The sequence below is a fragment of the Micromonospora sp. WMMD735 genome, assembly GCF_049178995.1.
In the GTDB taxonomy this organism is placed as follows: Bacteria; Actinomycetota; Actinomycetes; order Mycobacteriales; family Micromonosporaceae; genus Micromonospora; species Micromonospora wenchangensis.
In genome coordinates this window covers 4,188,147-4,205,556 of the sequence record NZ_JBMHMJ010000002.1, presented here as the reverse complement: position 1 = coordinate 4,205,556, position 17,410 = coordinate 4,188,147, and the positions used below count along the sequence as shown (strand labels likewise).

At 72.0% G+C, this 17,410-nt stretch carries 20 protein-coding genes; 16 read left to right on the top strand and 4 right to left on the bottom strand.

From position 1 onward, the window contains the following. The first annotated feature begins 110 nt into the window (after nt 1-110). The 12 genes from secY (at nt 111) to truA (ending at nt 9,746) form a co-directional block, all read left to right on the top strand. Nucleotides 111-1,439, top strand: coding sequence for a preprotein translocase subunit SecY (secY, locus tag ACN268_RS17885; protein ID WP_208568320.1), 1,329 nt, complete (start codon nt 111-113; stop codon nt 1,437-1,439). Next, nucleotides 1,440-2,093: an adenylate kinase gene (locus tag ACN268_RS17880; protein WP_088646992.1), complete on the top strand. Its 654-nt coding sequence runs from the start codon at nt 1,440-1,442 to the stop codon at nt 2,091-2,093. 95 nt (nt 2,094-2,188) lie between these two features. Beyond that, nucleotides 2,189-3,040, top strand: a complete 852-nt coding sequence (gene map, locus ACN268_RS17875) for a type I methionyl aminopeptidase (protein ID WP_421484175.1) — start codon at nt 2,189-2,191, stop codon at nt 3,038-3,040. Between the two features lie 1,019 nt (nt 3,041-4,059). Continuing rightward, nucleotides 4,060-4,659 carry a DUF1707 SHOCT-like domain-containing protein gene (locus ACN268_RS17870; RefSeq protein WP_421484173.1) on the top strand — a complete coding sequence of 200 codons (600 nt, stop codon included), beginning with the start codon at nt 4,060-4,062 and terminating at the stop codon, nt 4,657-4,659. Nucleotides 4,660-4,928: 269 nt separating this feature from the next. Next, nucleotides 4,929-5,150: a translation initiation factor IF-1 gene (infA, locus tag ACN268_RS17865; RefSeq protein WP_007073013.1), complete on the top strand. Its 222-nt coding sequence runs from the start codon at nt 4,929-4,931 to the stop codon at nt 5,148-5,150. Nucleotides 5,151-5,243: 93 nt separating this feature from the next. Continuing rightward, nucleotides 5,244-5,357 carry a 50S ribosomal protein L36 gene (gene rpmJ / locus ACN268_RS17860; protein ID WP_012184307.1) on the top strand — a complete coding sequence of 38 codons (114 nt, stop codon included), beginning with the start codon at nt 5,244-5,246 and terminating at the stop codon, nt 5,355-5,357. 263 nt (nt 5,358-5,620) lie between these two features. Beyond that, nucleotides 5,621-6,001, top strand: coding sequence for a 30S ribosomal protein S13 (gene rpsM, locus ACN268_RS17855; protein WP_091241981.1), 381 nt, complete (start codon nt 5,621-5,623; stop codon nt 5,999-6,001). Between the two features lie 69 nt (nt 6,002-6,070). Further along, on the top strand, nt 6,071-6,478 hold the full coding sequence (rpsK, locus tag ACN268_RS17850) for a 30S ribosomal protein S11 (RefSeq protein ID WP_030329919.1): 408 nt from the start codon (nt 6,071-6,073) through the stop codon (nt 6,476-6,478). A gap of 14 nt (nt 6,479-6,492) precedes the next feature. After that, entirely contained in the window at nt 6,493-7,119 is a 627-nt protein-coding gene (gene rpsD, locus ACN268_RS17845) for a 30S ribosomal protein S4 (protein WP_067301470.1), read from the top strand. 95 nt (nt 7,120-7,214) lie between these two features. Beyond that, complete coding sequence (locus ACN268_RS17840) at nt 7,215-8,237, top strand: DNA-directed RNA polymerase subunit alpha (protein ID WP_007073009.1); 1,023 nt, start codon at nt 7,215-7,217, stop codon at nt 8,235-8,237. A 34-nt stretch (nt 8,238-8,271) separates the two neighbouring features. Beyond that, the gene (gene rplQ / locus ACN268_RS17835; RefSeq protein ID WP_208568198.1) at nt 8,272-8,841 is read left to right on the top strand and encodes a 50S ribosomal protein L17; all 570 of its coding nucleotides are present in this window, start codon (nt 8,272-8,274) and stop codon (nt 8,839-8,841) included. Nucleotides 8,842-8,915: 74 nt separating this feature from the next. Then, nucleotides 8,916-9,746, top strand: coding sequence for a tRNA pseudouridine(38-40) synthase TruA (gene truA / locus ACN268_RS17830; RefSeq protein ID WP_357926400.1), 831 nt, complete (start codon nt 8,916-8,918; stop codon nt 9,744-9,746). A gap of 7 nt (nt 9,747-9,753) precedes the next feature. Here the strand turns inward: truA and ACN268_RS17825 are convergent, their stop codons facing one another. Together ACN268_RS17825 and ACN268_RS17820 are read right to left on the bottom strand one after the other, a co-directional pair. After that, the gene (locus ACN268_RS17825) at nt 9,754-10,578 is read right to left on the bottom strand and encodes a TrmH family RNA methyltransferase (RefSeq protein ID WP_421484171.1); all 825 of its coding nucleotides are present in this window, start codon (nt 10,576-10,578) and stop codon (nt 9,754-9,756) included. Next, a complete protein-coding gene (locus ACN268_RS17820; protein ID WP_421484170.1) occupies nt 10,575-11,384 on the bottom strand; it encodes a phytanoyl-CoA dioxygenase family protein in 810 nt (269 codons plus the stop codon). The genes ACN268_RS17825 and ACN268_RS17820 overlap by 4 nt, the downstream gene beginning before the upstream one ends. Nucleotides 11,385-11,540: 156 nt before the next feature. On the opposite strand from ACN268_RS17820, the gene ACN268_RS17815 reads away from it, so the two are divergent. Next, nucleotides 11,541-12,035, top strand: a complete 495-nt coding sequence (locus tag ACN268_RS17815) for a GyrI-like domain-containing protein (protein WP_421484168.1) — start codon at nt 11,541-11,543, stop codon at nt 12,033-12,035. An 84-nt stretch (nt 12,036-12,119) separates the two neighbouring features. Here the strand turns inward: ACN268_RS17815 and ACN268_RS17810 are convergent, their stop codons facing one another. Continuing rightward, a complete protein-coding gene (locus ACN268_RS17810) occupies nt 12,120-13,223 on the bottom strand; it encodes a hypothetical protein (protein ID WP_421484167.1) in 1,104 nt (367 codons plus the stop codon). A gap of 155 nt (nt 13,224-13,378) precedes the next feature. Here ACN268_RS17810 and ACN268_RS17805 point away from each other — a divergent pair, with 155 nt between their 5' ends. The 3 genes from ACN268_RS17805 to ACN268_RS17795 all read left to right on the top strand — a co-directional run bounded on the left by ACN268_RS17805 (nt 13,379) and on the right by ACN268_RS17795 (nt 16,754). Then, nucleotides 13,379-13,984, top strand: coding sequence for a class I SAM-dependent methyltransferase (locus ACN268_RS17805; RefSeq protein WP_421486928.1), 606 nt, complete (start codon nt 13,379-13,381; stop codon nt 13,982-13,984). Nucleotides 13,985-14,025: 41 nt separating this feature from the next. After that, nucleotides 14,026-15,705 carry an ABC-F family ATP-binding cassette domain-containing protein gene (locus ACN268_RS17800; RefSeq protein ID WP_421484165.1) on the top strand — a complete coding sequence of 560 codons (1,680 nt, stop codon included), beginning with the start codon at nt 14,026-14,028 and terminating at the stop codon, nt 15,703-15,705. A gap of 86 nt (nt 15,706-15,791) precedes the next feature. Then, nucleotides 15,792-16,754, top strand: a complete 963-nt coding sequence (locus ACN268_RS17795; RefSeq protein WP_421484164.1) for an aldo/keto reductase — start codon at nt 15,792-15,794, stop codon at nt 16,752-16,754. A gap of 69 nt (nt 16,755-16,823) precedes the next feature. On the opposite strand, the gene ACN268_RS17790 is transcribed toward ACN268_RS17795, so the two are convergent. Then, entirely contained in the window at nt 16,824-17,366 is a 543-nt protein-coding gene (locus ACN268_RS17790; protein ID WP_421484163.1) for a hypothetical protein, read from the bottom strand. Nucleotides 17,367-17,410 lie beyond the last annotated feature (44 nt).

Here is a 17,410-nt window from a genome sequence, read left to right as displayed (position 1 = left end):
GGATCGGGCTGTTAGAGTCCCTTCCCAGCCATGGATATCGGGCACTTGCCCGGCACCCACCCCACCCGCCAGGGACCACCACCGGGCGGCCCGCGCGCAGGAGGAAGAAGTTGCTGTCCGCCTTTCTCAGTGCGTTCCGTACGCCTGACCTGCGCAAGAAGCTGCTGTTCACAGTAGGCATCATCGCGGTCTACCGGCTCGGCGCCACTCTGCCCAGCCCCGGCGTCTCGTACGGCAACGTGCAGAAGTGTCTCGACAGTCTGCAGGGCCAGAACACGGGCGTGCTCAACCTGCTCGACCTGTTCTCCGGCGGCGCGCTGTTGCAGCTCTCGGTCTTCGCGCTGGGCATCATGCCCTACATCACCGCGTCGATCATCCTGCAACTGCTGACGGTGGTCATCCCCCGGCTGGAGCAGCTCCGCAAGGAGGGCCAGGCCGGCCAGGCGAAGATCACCCAGTACACCCGCTACCTGACCCTCGGCCTGGGCATCCTCCAGTCCTCGGCGTTCGTGGCGCTGGCCCGTTCCGGCCAGCTGTTCCAGAACCGCTGCGACCAGTTCCCGATCGTGCCCGAGGGCACCGGCATCCCGGACTGGCTGACCCTCAGCATCCTGGTCATGACGATGACCGCCGGCACCGGCATGGTGATGTGGCTCGGCGAGCTGATCACCGACCGGGGCGTCGGCAACGGCATGTCCGTCCTGATCTTCACCTCGATCGCGGCCCGGCTCCCCAGCGAGGGCTGGAAGATCAAGACCAACGAGGGCTGGGGCAAGTTCGCCCTGGTGCTCGCGCTGGTCCTGGTGGTCATCACCGCGGTCTGCTTCATCGAGCAGGCGCAGCGCCGGATCCCGGTGCAGTACGCCAAGCGGATGATCGGCCGGCGGATGTACGGCGGCACCTCCACCTACATCCCGCTGAAGGTGAACCAGGCCGGTGTCATCCCGGTCATCTTCGCCTCGTCGCTGCTCTACCTGCCGCAGCTGGCGCTCCAGTTCTTCGACCAGACCGACCCGGGCAAGACCCAGGCCTGGATCCAGAACAACATCGTGCAGGCCGACGCGCCGCTGCACATCGTGATCTACTTCCTGCTGATCATCTTCTTCACGTACTTCTACGTCTCGATCACGTTCAACCCGACCGAGGTCGCGGACAACATGAAGAAGTACGGCGGCTTCGTGCCGGGCATCCGCCCCGGCAAGCCGACCGCCGACTACCTCGACTTCATCCTCAGCCGGATCACTCTGCCGGGCGCGCTCTACCTGGGTATCGTGGCGGTCCTGCCGAACTTCTTCTTCATCTGGCTGAACAGCCAGCAGTTCCAGAACTTCCCGTTCGGCGGCACCGCTGTGCTCATCATGGTCGGCGTCGGTCTGGAGACCGTGAAGCAGATCGAGAGCCAACTCATGCAGCGGAACTACGAAGGGTTCCTGCGGTAGATGCGACTCGTTCTGGTTGGCCCGCCGGGCGCGGGCAAGGGCACACAGGCGGAGTTCATCGCCGCACACCTCTCGGTGCCGAAGATCTCGACCGGTGACATCTTCCGGGCCAACGTCTCCCAGGGGACGCCCCTGGGAGTCGAGGCGAAGCGGTACATGGACGCGGGCAAGCTGGTCCCGGACGAGGTGACCATCAACATGGTCCGGGACCGGCTCGCCGAGCCGGACGCCTCCGAGGGCTTCCTGCTCGACGGGTTCCCGCGCACCACCCCGCAGGCCGCCGCGCTGGACAAGCTCCTCGCCGACCTGGGCACCGCGCTGGATCTGGTGCTGGAGCTGGTCGTCGACGACGACGAGGTGATCCGGCGGCTCTCCGGCCGGCGCACCTGCCGGGGCTGCGGCAAGATCTGGCACGTCGAGTTCGACGCCCCCAGCCGGGAGGGTGTCTGCGACCGGTGCGGCGCCGAGCTGTTCCAGCGCGACGACGACAAGCCGGAGACCATCGCCGCCCGCCTCCGGGAGTACGCCGACAAGACCGCTCCGCTGGTCGACTACTACGGCGCGCAGAACAAGCTGGTCGGGATCGACGCCACCGGCCCGGTGGAGGACGTCACCGTCCGCGCGATCGACGCGCTGCGCTCGTACGGCGGCTGACCTCCCGCCGGGGCCCGGCGGATAGAGTGCGAACAGCGGGGTACGCGACGTGCCCCGCTGTTTCGCTGTGCAGAGCAACGAAAGGTGACCGCTCCATGCGCCGTGCCCAGCTGGACATCCAGCTGAAGACCCCTGACCAGATCCAGAAGATGCGGGCCGCCGGCCTGGTGGTCGCCGAGGCCCTACGCCGGATGAGCGCAGCGGTCGCCCCCGGGGTGAGTACGGCAGACCTCGACGCCATCGCCGAGGCGACCATCCGCGAGGCGGGCGCGATCCCGTCCTTCAAGGGCTACCACGGTTTCCCCGCCTCGATCTGCTCGTCGGTCAACGAGCAGGTGGTGCACGCGATCCCCGCCGCCGACCAGGTGCTCAGGGAGGGTGACCTGATCTCGATCGACTGCGGCGCGGTGCTGGACGGCTGGCACGGCGACGCGGCGGTCACCGTCGGGGTGGGCGAGGTCGACCCGGCGCTGTTGAAGATGGCCTCGGTCGCCGAGGACGCCATGTGGGCCGGGATCGCCACCGCCGCGCGGGGTGCCGCGAACGGCCGAGGCCGGCTCACCGACATCTCGCACGCCGTCGAGACAGCCGTGCGCCGGGGCGGCCGGTACGGCATCGTCGACGGCTACGGCGGCCACGGCATCGGCACCGAGATGCACCAGGATCCGCACGTGCTCAACCACGGCCGGCCCGGCAAAGGGCCACGTCTGGTGCCGGGCATGGCGCTGGCGATCGAGCCGATGATCACGATGGGTTCCCCACGTACCGTCGAGTTGTCCGACGGGTGGACGGTGGTCACCCGGGACCGGTCGATGGCGGTACACGTCGAGCATTCGATGGCGCTGCTGGAGGACGGGGTGTGGGTGTTGACCGCGTTCGACGGCGGGCGGGCGCGGCTCGGTGACCTGGTGACCGCCCGGCAGCCGGCCGACTCCCCGGCGACCTGACCCGTCACCACGGCTCCCGAACCCACGGCCACCTGCCCCATGGCTACCCGACCCGCGGCCCCACCTGCCCTACCGCTACACCCGCACGAAGCCCCCTGAGCTACGGTTCCGGCCCCCTGCCGGTCGATGTCCGCCGCACCCGTGTCTCCCGTCGCCGCCGGCCCGGCCGAAGCATGTCCCGGGCGGGGTGGTTCCCGGGCGGGCGGTGTCCGGGTTGGGGCGTGTCCGGGCTGTCCGGTGTCCGTTTGGGGCAGTGTCCGGTTCGGGCGTCCGGGCGGTGAGGTGTCCCAGTGGTGCGGTCTCCAGGCGTGCTCTCGGTGGTTCACGCCGTCGCGTGCCGTTTCCGGCGGCGCGAACCACCGAGACCAGTGGCCCACCCCAGGTCCTTTCGAGCTGATGACGTCGGCGACTCAACCCGCCGGCCGGGGAGTGGACGTGCTCCCCACGGTCGGCGGAGGAGAGCGTCGGCGGAGTGCAGGCGTGAAGCTCACCCGGGGACGGGGAGAGGGACGTGAATCGCTGATGTCATCAGGTCGAAAGGACCCGAGGGCGGATGTGGTGGGGGAGGCGCGGTCACCGGTGAGAGGAGGCGGGTGGGCCCTCGTGGAAAGCGCCGAAGCGGCCCGACGACCCCTTGGGGGCTGTCACCGGGAGGAACCGCCCGGTAGCCGAGGGCCGGGCTGGCCGAGGCCGGTGGCGGTGCCGTTGCGCCAGCTCGGCGAGGCCAGCCGGGCCAGCCCAGCGGGGCCACCCAGCCGGGCCAGCGTAGGCCGGGCCAGCTCGGCGAGGCCAGCCGGGCCAGCTCAGCCGGGCCAGCGTCGGCCGGGCCAGCCCAGCGGGGCCACCCAGCCGGGCCAGCCCAGCGGGGCCAGCTCAGCCGGGCCAGCGTCGCCGGCCAGGTCGGCCGGGGTCAGCGTCGGGCAGCGGTGGCGGTGTGCCCCCGGTCCGGCGGTCGCCCTGTGGCCCGGTGGGCGATCAGGGTTCGGCGGCGGTGGACCGGTGGTGTCATGCTTGCCGGCATGGAGGGGCGGGCTGGCATGCCGGGGCGGGAACGGATGCGGGCGGCGGACGCCGACCGGGAGGCGACGGCGGAGCGGCTCCGGGTCGCCCTGGAAGAGGGCCGGCTGGACCTGCACGAGTACGACGAGCGCCTGCAACAGACGTACGGGGCGAAGACGTACGCCGAACTCGACACCGTCCTGGCTGACCTGCCGGCACCGGCGTCCGCGCAGCGCTCCGCGCTGGCCCCGCTCGACCCGCAGGCCCCGCCGGTGTCCGGTTCAGGGGAGTCGGTGCCCGACCGGGAGGTGACGCCGGAGCCGCCGGTGACCGGGGGCTCCGTGGTGGGCGAGCCGGTGCCCGTGGGTGCCGGCTCCGGCCGGTGGCCGGTCGAGGTGTGGATGCCCTGGCTGCGGGTGGCGGCCCTGCTCACCGTGATCTGGGCGATCTCCTCGGTCGGTAGCCGGGAACTGCTGTTCTACTGGCCGGTATGGGCGCTCGGCCCGTGGGGGGTTCTGCTGTTCCTGCGTACCACGGGCGGGGTTGCCGGCGGCGCTCCCGCCCGGCGGGACCGCCGGCGGGCGGTGCACGACACGCGGCGGCGCAAGCGCCGCAAGTAGCGCCGCAACGCCCGCCGACAGCTGGGCGTTGCGGGGGAGGGTGCCCGGTTTCGTCCGGGTGGGTGACACCACTGGTGGCCGGTTTGGCGACCACCAGTGGGCGGGCGTACACTTTCAGATCGGCGCACAGCGTCCACTCCGGCATGCCCACCACGCGCTTCGGTGGGAGTGCGGAGCCGCGGCTGGCGCGGGTCCCCGATGACCATCGGAAGGCCCGTGTAAGACGTTGTGGGTCGTCCGGAACAACCGACGTCAGGACAGCGGAGTACATGCCGAAAAAAGACGGAGCCATCGAGATCGAGGGTCGGGTCATCGAGCCTCTGCCGAACGCCATGTTCCGGGTGGAACTCGCGAACGGCCACAAGGTGCTGGCTCACATCAGCGGCAAGATGCGGCAGCACTACATCCGCATCCTGCCGGAGGACCGGGTCGTCGTCGAACTCTCGCCGTACGACCTGACCCGCGGGCGCATCGTCTACCGCTACAAGTAAAGCCTGACGGCGGCCGGGAAGTCCCCGTGTCCGTCTTCGACGTCCGGAGTCGCGGTCACCGCGTCACCGGGCCGGATGGGAAGTAAGGCAACCGTGAAGGTCAAGCCGAGCGTCAAGAGGATCTGCAACAAGTGCCGGGTTATCCGCCGGCACGGCCGGGTCATGGTGATCTGCACCGACCCGCGCCACAAGCAGCGCCAGGGCTGATCCGCGCCCGCTCTCCGCGTGACGGAGGGCGGCGGACCGGTCCGGGTCGCGCAGATCCGACGACAACACGTCACCAGCTCGTCCCAGCCGCGGAACGTACGCATGCGTACCTTCTCGTGGCCAACCCCCGGTCGGAGGCCGGGGCCCGCTCGGGCAGCGGCCGTCCGGTCGCCGGCGCACGACGCGCCGGAGCCGGAACTGGTCGGTAGCGGGGTGGGACGGGTCCACACCTCCGCCACACATCACGAGGAGTACGCCCGCACATGGCACGTCTAGTCGGCGTGGACCTCCCCCGCGAGAAGCGGATGGAGATCGCGCTCACCTACATCTTCGGGGTCGGTCGCACCCGTGCCCAGGAGACGCTCGCCGCTACCGGCATCTCGCCGGACAAGCGCGCTCGGGACCTCACGGACGAGGAGCTGGTCCAGCTCCGCGACCACATCGAGTCGAACTACAAGGTTGAAGGCGACCTGCGCCGCGAGGTCGCCGCCGACATCCGCCGCAAGGTCGAGATCGGCTGCTACGCCGGCATCCGGCACCGCCGGGGCCTGCCCGTGCGTGGCCAGCGGACGCGGACCAACGCCCGCACCCGCAAGGGCCCGAAGCGGACCGTGGCCGGCAAGAAGAAGCCCGGCAAGAAGTAAGTCCCACGCCGGCGCCCAGGCGAAGAGCCAGCAGCCGATCGAGAACCCATACAGGAGCGCAGAAGACTTATGCCACCGAAGGCTCGTGCCGGAGCCGCAGTCAAGAAGGTCCGGCGCAAGGAACGCAAGAACGTCGCCCACGGGCAGGCGCACATCAAGAGCACGTTCAACAACACCATCGTGTCCATCACGGACCCGACCGGTGCGGTCATCTCCTGGGCCTCCGCCGGCCAGGTTGGCTTCAAGGGCTCCCGCAAGTCGACCCCGTTCGCCGCGCAGCTGGCCGCCGAGGCCGCCGCGCGCCGGGCGATGGAGCACGGCATGCGCAAGGTCGACGTGTTCGTCAAGGGTCCCGGCTCCGGCCGGGAGACCGCCATCCGTTCGCTGCAGGCCGTCGGGCTCGAGGTCGGCCAGATCGCCGACGTCACCCCGCAGCCGCACAACGGGTGCCGTCCGCCGAAGCGTCGCCGGGTCTGAGAGGTTAGAGAGAGATGGCTCGTTACACCGGTGCTGACTGCCGCCGTTGCCGGCGGGAGAAGATGAAGCTGTTCCTCAAGGGCAGCAAGTGCGATGGCCCGAAGTGCCCGTTCGAGTCCCGGCCGTTCCCGCCCGGACAGCACGGCCGTGGCCGCACGAAGGAGACGGAGTACCTGCTCCAGCTCCGCGAGAAGCAGAAGGCCCGCCGCGTGTACGGCGTGCTGGAGAAGCAGTTCCGCGGGTACTACGAGGAGGCCGTGGCCAAGCAGGCCAAGACCGGTGAGGTCCTCCTGCAGATCCTCGAGTCGCGGCTCGACAACGTGGTCTACCGGGCCGGGTACGCGCACTCCCGGGACATGGCCCGCCAGCTTGTCAAGCACGGTCACTTCACCGTGAACGGCAAGAAGGTCGACATCCCGTCGTACCGCGTCAAGGAGCACGACATCATCGAGGTCCGGGGCAAGAGCAAGGAACTCACCCCGTTCATCGTGGCGCAGGCCCAGGCCGGCTCCAAGACCGTTCCGGCGTGGCTGGAGGCGATCCCGAGCCAGATGAAGGTCCTGGTGCACTCGCTCCCGGCCCGCCAGGTGATCGACACCCAGGTCCAGGAGCAGCTGATCGTCGAGCTCTACTCCAAGTAGGGCCCGTTGCGGTGGCCCGTCCTGCGGGGCGGGCCACCGGAACAGTTTGTGTCGTGGACGTCATATAGCGGGCGTCCCGGAAGAGAAGAGAAGAAATGCTCATCAGCCAGCGACCGTCTCTCTCCGAAGAGTCGATCAACGAGACCCGCTCCCGGTTCACCATCGAGCCGCTGGAGCCCGGCTTCGGCTACACCCTGGGCAACTCGCTGCGGCGTACGCTGCTGTCGTCCATCCCGGGTGCCGCGGTCACCTCGATCAAGATCGACGGTGTGCTGCACGAGTTCACCACGATCCCCGGGGTCAAGGAGGACGTGGTCGAGCTCGTCATGAACATCAAGGAGCTCTGCGTCAGCTCCGAGCACGACGAGCCGGTCAGCATGTACCTGCGCAAGCAGGGGCCGGGCGACGTGACCGCCGGTGACATCCAGCCCCCGGCCGGTGTCTCGGTGCACAACCCCGACCTCAAGCTCGCCACCCTCAACGGCAAGGGCCGGCTCGACATGGAGCTGACCGTCGAGCGGGGTCGCGGCTACGTGACGGCGGCGCAGAACAAGCAGGCCGGCGCCGAGATCGGCCGGATCCCGGTCGACTCGATCTACTCGCCGGTGCTGAAGGTGACGTACCGCGTCGAGGCGACCCGTGTCGAGCAGCGGACCGACTTCGACCGGCTGATCATCGACGTCGAGACCAAGCCGTCGATGGGCCCGCGTACCGCGCTGGCCTCCGCCGGTTCGACGCTGGTGGAGCTGTTCGGGCTGGCCCGGGAGCTGGACGAGACCGCCGAGGGCATCGACATCGGGCCGTCCCCGCAGGACGCCCAGCTCGCGGCCGACCTCGCCCTGCCGATCGAGGAGCTGGACCTCACCGTCCGCTCCTACAACTGCCTCAAGCGCGAGGGCATCAACTCCGTTGGTGAGCTGATCGGGCGTACCGAGGCCGACCTCCTCGACATCCGCAACTTCGGTCAGAAGTCGATCGACGAGGTCAAGATGAAGCTCGCCGGGATGGGGCTGGGGCTGAAGGACTCGGCTCCGAACTTCGACCCGGCACACGTCGTGGACGCCTTCGGCGAGGCCGACTACGACACCGACGACTATCGCGAGACCGAGCAGCTCTAGTCCGCGCTGCCGCCACACCTGAGGAGCACCAAGCATGCCCACGCCCACCAAGGGCCCCCGCCTCGGCGGCAGCCCCGCGCACGAGCGGCTGATGCTGGCCAATCTGGCCACCGCGCTGTTCCAGCACGGCAAGATCCAGACCACCGAGACGAAGGCCCGGCGGCTGCGCCCGCTGGCCGAGCAGCTCATCACCAAGGCCAAGCGGGGCGACCTCGCCTCGCGGCGGCGGGTGCTGGGCGTCGTCAAGGACAAGGACGTGGTCTACTCCCTGTTCGACCAGATCGCGCCCCGGTACGCCAACCGCAACGGTGGCTACACCCGGATCGTGAAGACCGGCCCGCGCAAGGGTGACGCCGCTCCGATGGCGATCATCGAGCTGGTGGAGGAGCTTCAGGTCGCCGAGCCGAAGGCGAACAAGAAGACCGCCGCCCGCAAGGCCGCCCAGCAGGACAAGGTCGAGGCGCTCGCCCCGGCCGAGGAGACCCCGGCGGCCCCGGCCGACCAGGACTCCGAGGCGCCGGTTTCGGCGTCCGGTGACACCGCCGCCGCCCGCGAGGACAGCGACGAGGCCACCGAGACCGAGGCCACCGAGAAGAAGGCCTGAGCAACGGCAGCACCGTCGGGCCCGGCATCCCTTCCTGGGGTGCCGGGCCCGACGTCGTGAACGGGAGGTACGAGGTGGACGAGCGGACCCGGCTGCGGCTGGACGTCTCGTACGACGGCACCGACTTCTCCGGCTGGGCCGCCCAGCCGACCCGGCGCACGGTGGCCGGGGTGCTGGTCGCGACGCTGGACCTGGTGCTCGGGGCGGGCACCGTGACGGGCCTGACCGTGGCCGGGCGGACCGACGCCGGGGTGCACGCCACCGGGCAGGTCTGCCACCTCGACCTGCCCGCCGCCGTCTGGGCGGAGCACCGGGAGCGGCTGCTGCGCCGGCTGGCCCGGCTGCTCCCCGGTGACGTCCGGGTCCGGGCGATGACGGAGGTGCCCGCCGACTTCGACGCCCGTTTCTCGGCCACGTTCCGCCGGTACGAGTACCGGGTGACCGACGCCCCCTGGGGTGCCGAGCCGCTGCGGCGGTGGGACACCCTCGCCTGGCCCCGGGCGTTGGACCCGGCCGCCCTGAACGTCGCGGCGGCCGGCCTGGTCGGGGAGCACGACTTCGCCGCGTACTGCCGGCGCAAGGAGAACGCCACGACGGTGCGTGAGGTGACCCGGCTGGACTGGCGACGGGACCCGGACGGCATCCTGGTCGCCACCGTGCAGGCCGACGCGTTCTGCCAGGCGATGGTGCGCAGCCTGGTGGGGGCGATGCTGACCGCCGGGGACGGTCGACGTCCGGTCGGGTGGCCGGCGGGGCTGCTCGCCCGGCGGGAACGGTCCAGCGAGGTGACGGTCGCACCGGCGCACGGGTTGACCCTGGTGGCCGTCGGCTATCCGGCCGATCCGGCCGACTACGCCGACCGCGCCGACCGGACCCGCCGGTTGCGGCTGCCGGTGGAGTCCTGACCCGGTGCTACCGGCGGGCGGCGGCGCTGCGCTGGCGGGCCGACTCGTAAAGCACGACGGTCGCGGCGGCCGCCGCGTTCAGGGAGCTGGCGGCCCCGGACATCGGCACCCGGACGAGCTGGTCGCAGGCGTCCCGCCAGCCGACGCTGAGACCGGTGGTCTCGTTGCCGATCAGGGTCAGCGTGGGTCGTGTGAAGTCGTAGTCGGCGGCATCCAGGGTGGCGTGCTCGTCGGCACCAGCGATGCCGATGTGGACACCGCCGGCCCGCACGTCGGCGACCCAGGACAGCACCGCCTGGTGCGAGGGCACCCGGACCACGGGCAGCGCGAACAGCGAGCCGGTGCTCGCCCGCACCGCCTTCGGGTCGTACACGTCGGCGGCATGGCCGGTGACGACGACGCCGGACGCGCCGAAGGCGTCCGCGGAGCGGATGAGGGTCCCGATGTTGCCGGGGCTGCCGGGCCTGTCGAACACGACGGTGAGCATGGTCGGTCCGACCGGGATGCGGTGCAGGTCGTCCTCGGGTAGGGCGACCACGGCCAGCAGCTCCGGCACCGTGTCCGCCTTGCCGCCCAGCTCGTGCATCAGGTCGGGGGCGACGGCGTACCGCTCGGCCCGGACGCTGTCCAGCGTCGTGCGGGCCCACTCGGACAGCCGGACGTCGGCGTCGTAGAGCAGCTCCCGGACCTGCCAGCCGTGTTCGACGGCCATCGCGATCGGGCGTACGCCCTGCACGAGGAACTCGCCGCGACGTTGCCGCTTGGTCCGGTTGCGCAGCAGGGCCTCCCACTGCTGGAACCGCGCGTTGCGGCCGCTCACCCGCCCCCTCACCGGTGCTCCCGCCTCCCGGGTGCCTCGGGACCGGGAGTGTCCTGTCCGAGTCCCCGGCGGATCGCGATCTCCACGGGCGAGTACGCACCGTCGGGCCGTTCCAGTTCGTACGGTGCCGCCGGCATCAGCGGCGGCTGGGCCATGAAGCGCGGTCGCGTCCCGTGGTGCGGCTGCGCCGCGTGCACCAGGAACGGGTGGCAGAGGAAGACGTCGCCCGGGGACCCGGTGGCCAGGGCGACCGGCCGGTGGTCCGACGCCGCCACCAGGTCGGGCGCGAGGTCGAGCCCGCTCGCCCCGTCCTCCCCGTACTTCTCGAGCACCTTCGGCACGTCGAGGTGGGAGCCGACCCTGATCCGGGTCGGGGCGTCCTCGTCGCCGACCTCGCTGAACAGGAACAGCATCAGCAGTGCCCGACCCCGGGAGCGGACGTTCGTGAAGTACCAGTTCGCGCCCTCCGGAAGGTAGCTGCCCTCGACGTGCCAGCCCGCGTCGTCCGGCTCGTCGGGGTGCGGGAAGCGCAACGGGAACGTGCCCAGTGAGTAGCGCGGCTCCCAGCGTCCCGCGCCGACGAGCAGGTCGTAGGCGTGGTGGAGGGCCGGGGAGTTGGGTGCGGCGGCGAACGGCCCCTGCGCCATGCCGGGCACCCAGCGCACGGGTTTCGTCCAGGTGGCGGGGTCGTCCGGGTCGCAGCCGGTCTCCCGCCACAGCAGCCGTGCGCAGTCCGTGGCCACGCGCGGCGCGACGGCGCCCGCCAGCTTCACGAAACCGTCGTGAAGGAACCGGGATACCAGTGTCGTGTCGTCCATGCGCCCCATCGTGGGGCGGCGACCGTTCCGATCGCCCGACACTTCCCGCTCCGCTTCTGTCGGGTGTGTCGCCTGCGCGCCGGCCCACGATACGAACGGCCGGGTCGCCGGGCACCACGGCTCAGGTTCCGCCGCAGCGCCGAAGGGAACGAACGCATGGAAACCCGTATCGTCGGCCGTCCCGCATTCCGGCTCGTGGGGCACGCCGTCCGGGTTCCCCTGATCCACCGGGGCGTCAACCCGTACATCCAGCGGCACGTCGCGGCGCTGCCGGCGCAGGAGCACCTGCGCCTGAAGACACTCGGTGACGCCGAGCCGGCCGGTCTGCTCGCGGTCTGCGACGACCTCGACGCGGACTACGACGAGGGCAGCGAGCTGACGTACCTGCACGGGGTGGCCGTGTCCCGGTGCACGCCGGTCCCGGCCGACCTGGACGTGATCGAGGTCCCGGCGGGCCGTTGGGTGGTCATCCGGGTCGTGGGGCCGTATCCGCAGATCCTGCAGCGGACCTGGGCGGCTGCCGCGACCGGGTGGTTCCCCTTCAACCCGTGGCGTCTGCGGCCGGGCCCGGAGATCGTCGCGGTGCCCGAGCCGACGGACGACCCCGGCAGTCCGACCCGCGAACTCTGGTTGCCCGTCGAACCGGCGTAGCGACCGGGCACGCCGCCGGCCAGTCCCAGGCCGGCTCCTCAGACGCAGGCCCGGCCGCTCCGGCCGGGCCTGCGTCGCCGGCGGTCAGTCGCCGGGCAGTTCGTCGGTGTCCGGGTCGTCGCCGCGCGGGGAGGCGGTGGGCGTCCGGCGGGTCCCGGCGGACGGGGTGGCCGAGGCGCCGGTGGCCCTGGCGGTGGGCTGGTCCACGCTGACGCCGGCCGCGCGCCGGTCCAGCACCCCCTTGTCCAGGTGCAGCTCGATCAGGTCGTAGATGATCTCGCGGACGTCGCGGTCACCGGCCGGGACGGCACCGGCGTCGTCCCGGGTGACCAGGCAGTAGGCGACGTAGTGGCCGCGTACCTGCCAGGCGACGCGGGCGGCGGCGGTGGCGACCGACTCGGTGTCCTCCCCGGCGGGCATGCCCCGGAACCGGCCACGCCGGTCGTCGAGCAGCGGCCTGATCCGTTCCCGGACGCGTTGCGCGGTGGCCAGGTCGGTCAGGTTGAGCAGGCCGGCGGTGAGCAGGTGGTCGCCGTCGGGGGAGCGCAGGGTGGCCCGGACCACCTGGCTGCAGCCGAGGGTGACCAGCAGGTCGGCGATCTCACCGGTGGCGGCCACGGCGCAGTTCGTGCCGGCCTGGGTCTTGAGCACCTGGTACTCGTGCCGGTCGACGCCGACGACCAGGGTCTTGTCGGGAAAGACCTCCTTGACGGTCAACGGCTGCCGGTCGACGTCCCGGGAGTCCAGCGGACCGGTGGCGGCCTGGTCGGTCGGGGCGGTGCTCGCCGTCGCCGTCGGCGCGGCCCCGCTCTGCGCCGGGTCGTCGGTGGCGGTGCGGTCGATGAGCAGCAGGGCGCCGCCGATGCCGCAGAGGCCGAGCAGCATCAGCACCGCCGCCCCGCCGACGGCGATCTGCCAGAGCCGGCCGCCGCGGGCGTCGCCGGAGCGGCGGGACCGGGACCGCTGCGGCGTGGACGTCGGGGCGGGCACCTGGACGGCGGAGCGGATCGGGACGGGATCGGCCTCCGGCGGCGTCGACCGGGTGGTCCGGGGCAGGGAGGGGGCCGGGAAGCGGGACGGGGAGGGCCCGGCCGGTGCGGTCGGGCCGGGTTGCACCAGCGGCAGGTCCGCCCCGGGCCGCGGGTTCTCCTCAAACGCGTCCTCAGCGGACTCGTACCGATATACCATGTCGCCCAGAGTAGGGTTCATTGCCCCTTTAGGGGATAAAACTAGGAAATACCGCCATGGCGCGTCGGGTCCACCGGACCGTCCACCCCGGTGGCCCGCCGGGCACACCGACCGCCGACGACGGGACCGGTCCGGGCCGGTGGAAGAATGCCCCGGTGACCGGCGACCACTACTTCACCCCGGAGCCCAGTGCCCCGGCCCACCCCCGCGAGGTCGAGTTCCACGTCGCCGGGCGCGACTACACGCTCGTCTCCGCCAGTGGGGTCTTCTCCGCCGCCCGGCTCGACCCCGGCACCGCCGTACTCCTGCGTAAGGCCGAGCTGCCGACCGCCGACACCGGCGGCCACCTGCTCGACATCGGCTCCGGGTTCGGGCCGATCAGCTGCGTGCTGGCCGACCTCGCGCCGGCCGCCACCGTGTGGGCGGTCGACGTCAACGCGCGGGCCCGCGAGCTGACCGCCGCGAACGCCGCCCGTGTCGACGCCGCCGACCGGGTCCACGCGGTCGCCCCGGACGGCGTGCCGGCCGAGGTCACCTTCACCCAGATCTGGTCCAACCCGCCGATCCACATCGGCAAGCCCGAACTGCACGCGCTGCTGCGCCGCTGGCTGCCCCGGCTCGCCCCGGACGGCGTCGGCTGGCTGGTGGTGGCCCGGCACCTCGGCGGCGACTCGCTGCACCGCTGGCTGGGCGACGAGGGATTCACCGTCGTGCGGCAGGCCAGCCAGCGGGGCTACCGGGTGCTGCGGGTCACCAGGTAATCGAGTGTCGCCCGGCCGCACGCCTCGGGCAGGATGCCGACGTGGGATACGTGGACGTGGCAGCGGTCGGGTACATCCTCCCGGACGGTCGGGAACTCTTCGCCGACGTGTCGTTCCGGGTCGGTGAGGGTGCCAAGGTCGCCCTGGTCGGGCCGAACGGCGCCGGCAAGACGACGCTGCTGCGGATGGTCGCCGGTGACCTGCCGGTGCGTACCGGCGTGATCGCCCGATCCGGTGGGCTCGGCGTGATGCGGCAGTTCATCGGCATGATCGGCGACGAGTCGACGCTTGCCGACCTGGCCCTGTCGCTGGCCCCACCGGCGCTGCGCGCGGCCGGCCACCGGCTCGCCGACACCGAACGGGCCATGCGCGAGGCCGAACTGCGCGGCAAGTACAGCACCGCCGCCGGCAAGGCCCAACTGGCGTACGCCGACGCGCTGGCCGCCTGGGGCGAGGCCGGCGGGTACGACGCCGAGGTGCTCTTCGACACCGTCACCACCACCGTGCTCGACCTGCCCTGGGACGCCTCCCGGGACCGCCCGGTGCGCACCCTGTCGGGCGGGCAGCAGAAGCGCTTCGCCCTGGAGCTGCTGCTGCGTGGCCCCGACGAGGTGCTGCTGCTCGACGAGCCGGACAACTTCCTCGACGTGCCCGGCAAACGCTGGTTGGAGCGACGGCTGCGCGAGTCCACCAAGTCGGTGCTCTACGTCTCGCACGACCGGGAACTGCTCGCGCACACCGCCGACCGGGTGGTCGCCGTCGAAGGGGGCAGCGCCTGGGTGCACCCGGGCGGCTTCGCGAGCTGGCACGAGGCCCGTACGGCCCGGCACGCCCGCCTCGACGAGCTGCGCCGCCGCTGGGACGAGGAACACCAGAAGCTGCGCGAGCTGATGCTGATGTACAAGCAGAAGGCCGCGTACAACGACGGTCTCGCCTCCCGCTACCAGGCGGCACAGACCCGGCTGCGCAAGTTCGAGGAGGCCGGGCCGCCGCCCGTACCGCCGAAGGACCAGGACATCCGGATGCGGCTGGCCGGCGGGCGGACCGGCAAGCGCGCGGTGATCTGCGAGCAGCTGGAGCTGGACGGCCTGACCTACCCCTTCGACCTGGAGCTGTGGTACGGCGACCGGGTGGCGGTGCTCGGGGCCAACGGCACCGGCAAGTCGCACTTCCTGCGCCTGCTGGCCCGGGGCGGCACCGACCCCGACCCGGCCAACGGCCCGGTGGACGGGGCCGCCGCGCTGGCCCCGGTGGCGCACGCCGGGGTGGTCCGGCTGGGTGCCCGGGTCCGGCCGGGGCACTTCTCGCAGACCCACGACCGGCCGGAGCTGATGGCGAAGACCCTGGTCGAGGTGCTGTGGCGCGGTGACGAGCACCGGGACGGGATGGACCGGCACGCGGCGATGGCGGCGCTGAGCCGCTACGAGCTGGCCGGCCAGGGCGACCAGCGGTTCGGCACCCTCTCCGGCGGCCAGCAGGCCCGGTTCCTGGTGCTGCTGCTGGAGCTGTCCGGGGCCACCCTGCTGCTGCTCGACGAGCCGACCGACAACCTCGACCTGGCCTCGGCGGAGGCGTTGGAGGCGGGACTGACCGCGTTCGCCGGGACGGTGGTGGCGGTCACCCACGACCGCTGGTTCACCCGCTCGTTCGACAGGTTCGTGCTGTTCCGGGGCGACGGCGACGTGGTGGAGACCCCGGAGCCGGTCTGGGACGTCGGCTGAGCCGGTCGCGCTCACCGTGCGGCGACGACCGCACCCGGTAACCGGGCGCGGTCGTCGTCGGCCGGGGCCGCTCCCGGCGGCATAGGGTGGATCTCGTGACTGAGATGACCTACCGCCGGCTGGGCGACTCCGGGCTCGTGGTGTCCGTGGTCGGCATCGGCTGCAACAACTTCGGCCGCAAGCTCGACATCGACGGCACCCGGGCGGTGGTCGACGCCGCGCTCGACGCCGGGATCACCTTCTTCGACACCGCCGACATCTACGGCGAGCCGCCGGGCGGTTCGGAGGAACTGCTCGGGCAGGCCCTCAAGGGGCGGCGCGACGACGTGGTGCTGGCCACCAAGTTCGGCATGTCGATGGGTGGGCGCAACGGCCGCGACTTCGGGGTGCGCGGCTCCCGGCGGTACGTGGTGCGGGCCGTCGAGGCGTCGCTGCGCCGGCTCGGCACCGACCACATCGACCTGTACCAGCTGCACGAGCCCGACCCGGACACCCCGGTCGACGAGACGCTCGCCGCCCTCGACGACCTGGTCCGTGCCGGCAAGGTGCGCTACCTGGGTAACTCCAACTTCTCCGGCTGGCAGATCGCCGACGCCGACTGGACGGCGAAGACCCGGGGGCTGACCCGGTTCATCAGCGCGCAGAACCACTACAACCTGCTCCACCGGGACGCCGAGGTCGAGATCATCCCGGCCTGCGAGCGGTTCGGCCTCGGACTGCTGCCGTTCTTCCCGCTGGCCAACGGGCTGCTCACCGGCAAGTACCGGCGGGACAGCGCCCCGCCCGCCGGCAGCCGCCTCGCCGGTGGCGGCCGGTACGCCGAGCGGCTCGCCGCCGCCCGCTGGGACACCATCGAGGCGCTGGAGGCGTTTGCCGCGCAGCGGGGGCTGACGTTGCTCCAGGTGGCCATCGGCGGGCTGGCCGCCCGCCCGGCGGTGGCCTCGGTCATCGCCGGTGCCACCACCGCCGAGCAGGTCCGGGCGAACGCCGCCGCCGGTGGTTGGCAGCCCACCGACGACGACCTCGACGCGCTGGACGCCCTGCTCTGAGCAGACCGGCCGGACGCGGTCGGGCCCGGACACCGTCGCGGTGTCCGGGCCCGACCGGTGACGCGGTGCTCAGCCGTCCAGGCCGGCCGGTTCGCCGGGCCCGGGGTGCTCCCGGCGACGCCACCACAGCAGCGCCGACCCGGCGACGACCACCACGGCGAGGCCGCCGGCCAACCACCGCCACCAGACCGTTCCGGCCTCCCGTGCCCCGGCCGCCGGGCGTTCGACGGCGACCGGCGACGGCGACTGGGCCACCCGGGCCTGCACCTGCGCGGTCGCCGTGCTGCCGTACGGCGCGGGGGCGCTGACCGTCACCCGCCAGTCGCCGGGGGAGAGCAGCGGGCCGCTGCTGTAGAAGCCCTGCCCCTCCCCGGACGGCTCGATCTGCACCGGCCCGGCCGTCCGGCCACCCTCGCCCTCGGCGGTCAGGGTGAGCCGGACCGGCTGGTCCAGCCGGTGCCCGTCGGCGTACACGGCCATCACGGTCACCCCGCCGGCACCGTCACCGGCCACCGTAAGCTTGACCTTCCCGCCGTGCGCCGCCGCCGGCCCCGCCGGCAGGGCCACCAGGGCCGCCACGACCAGCGCGGCGAGGGCTCTCAAGCTACGCATCGACGTCTCCCTTCCGATGTGGAGGGGCCGCCCCCACCGTCGGT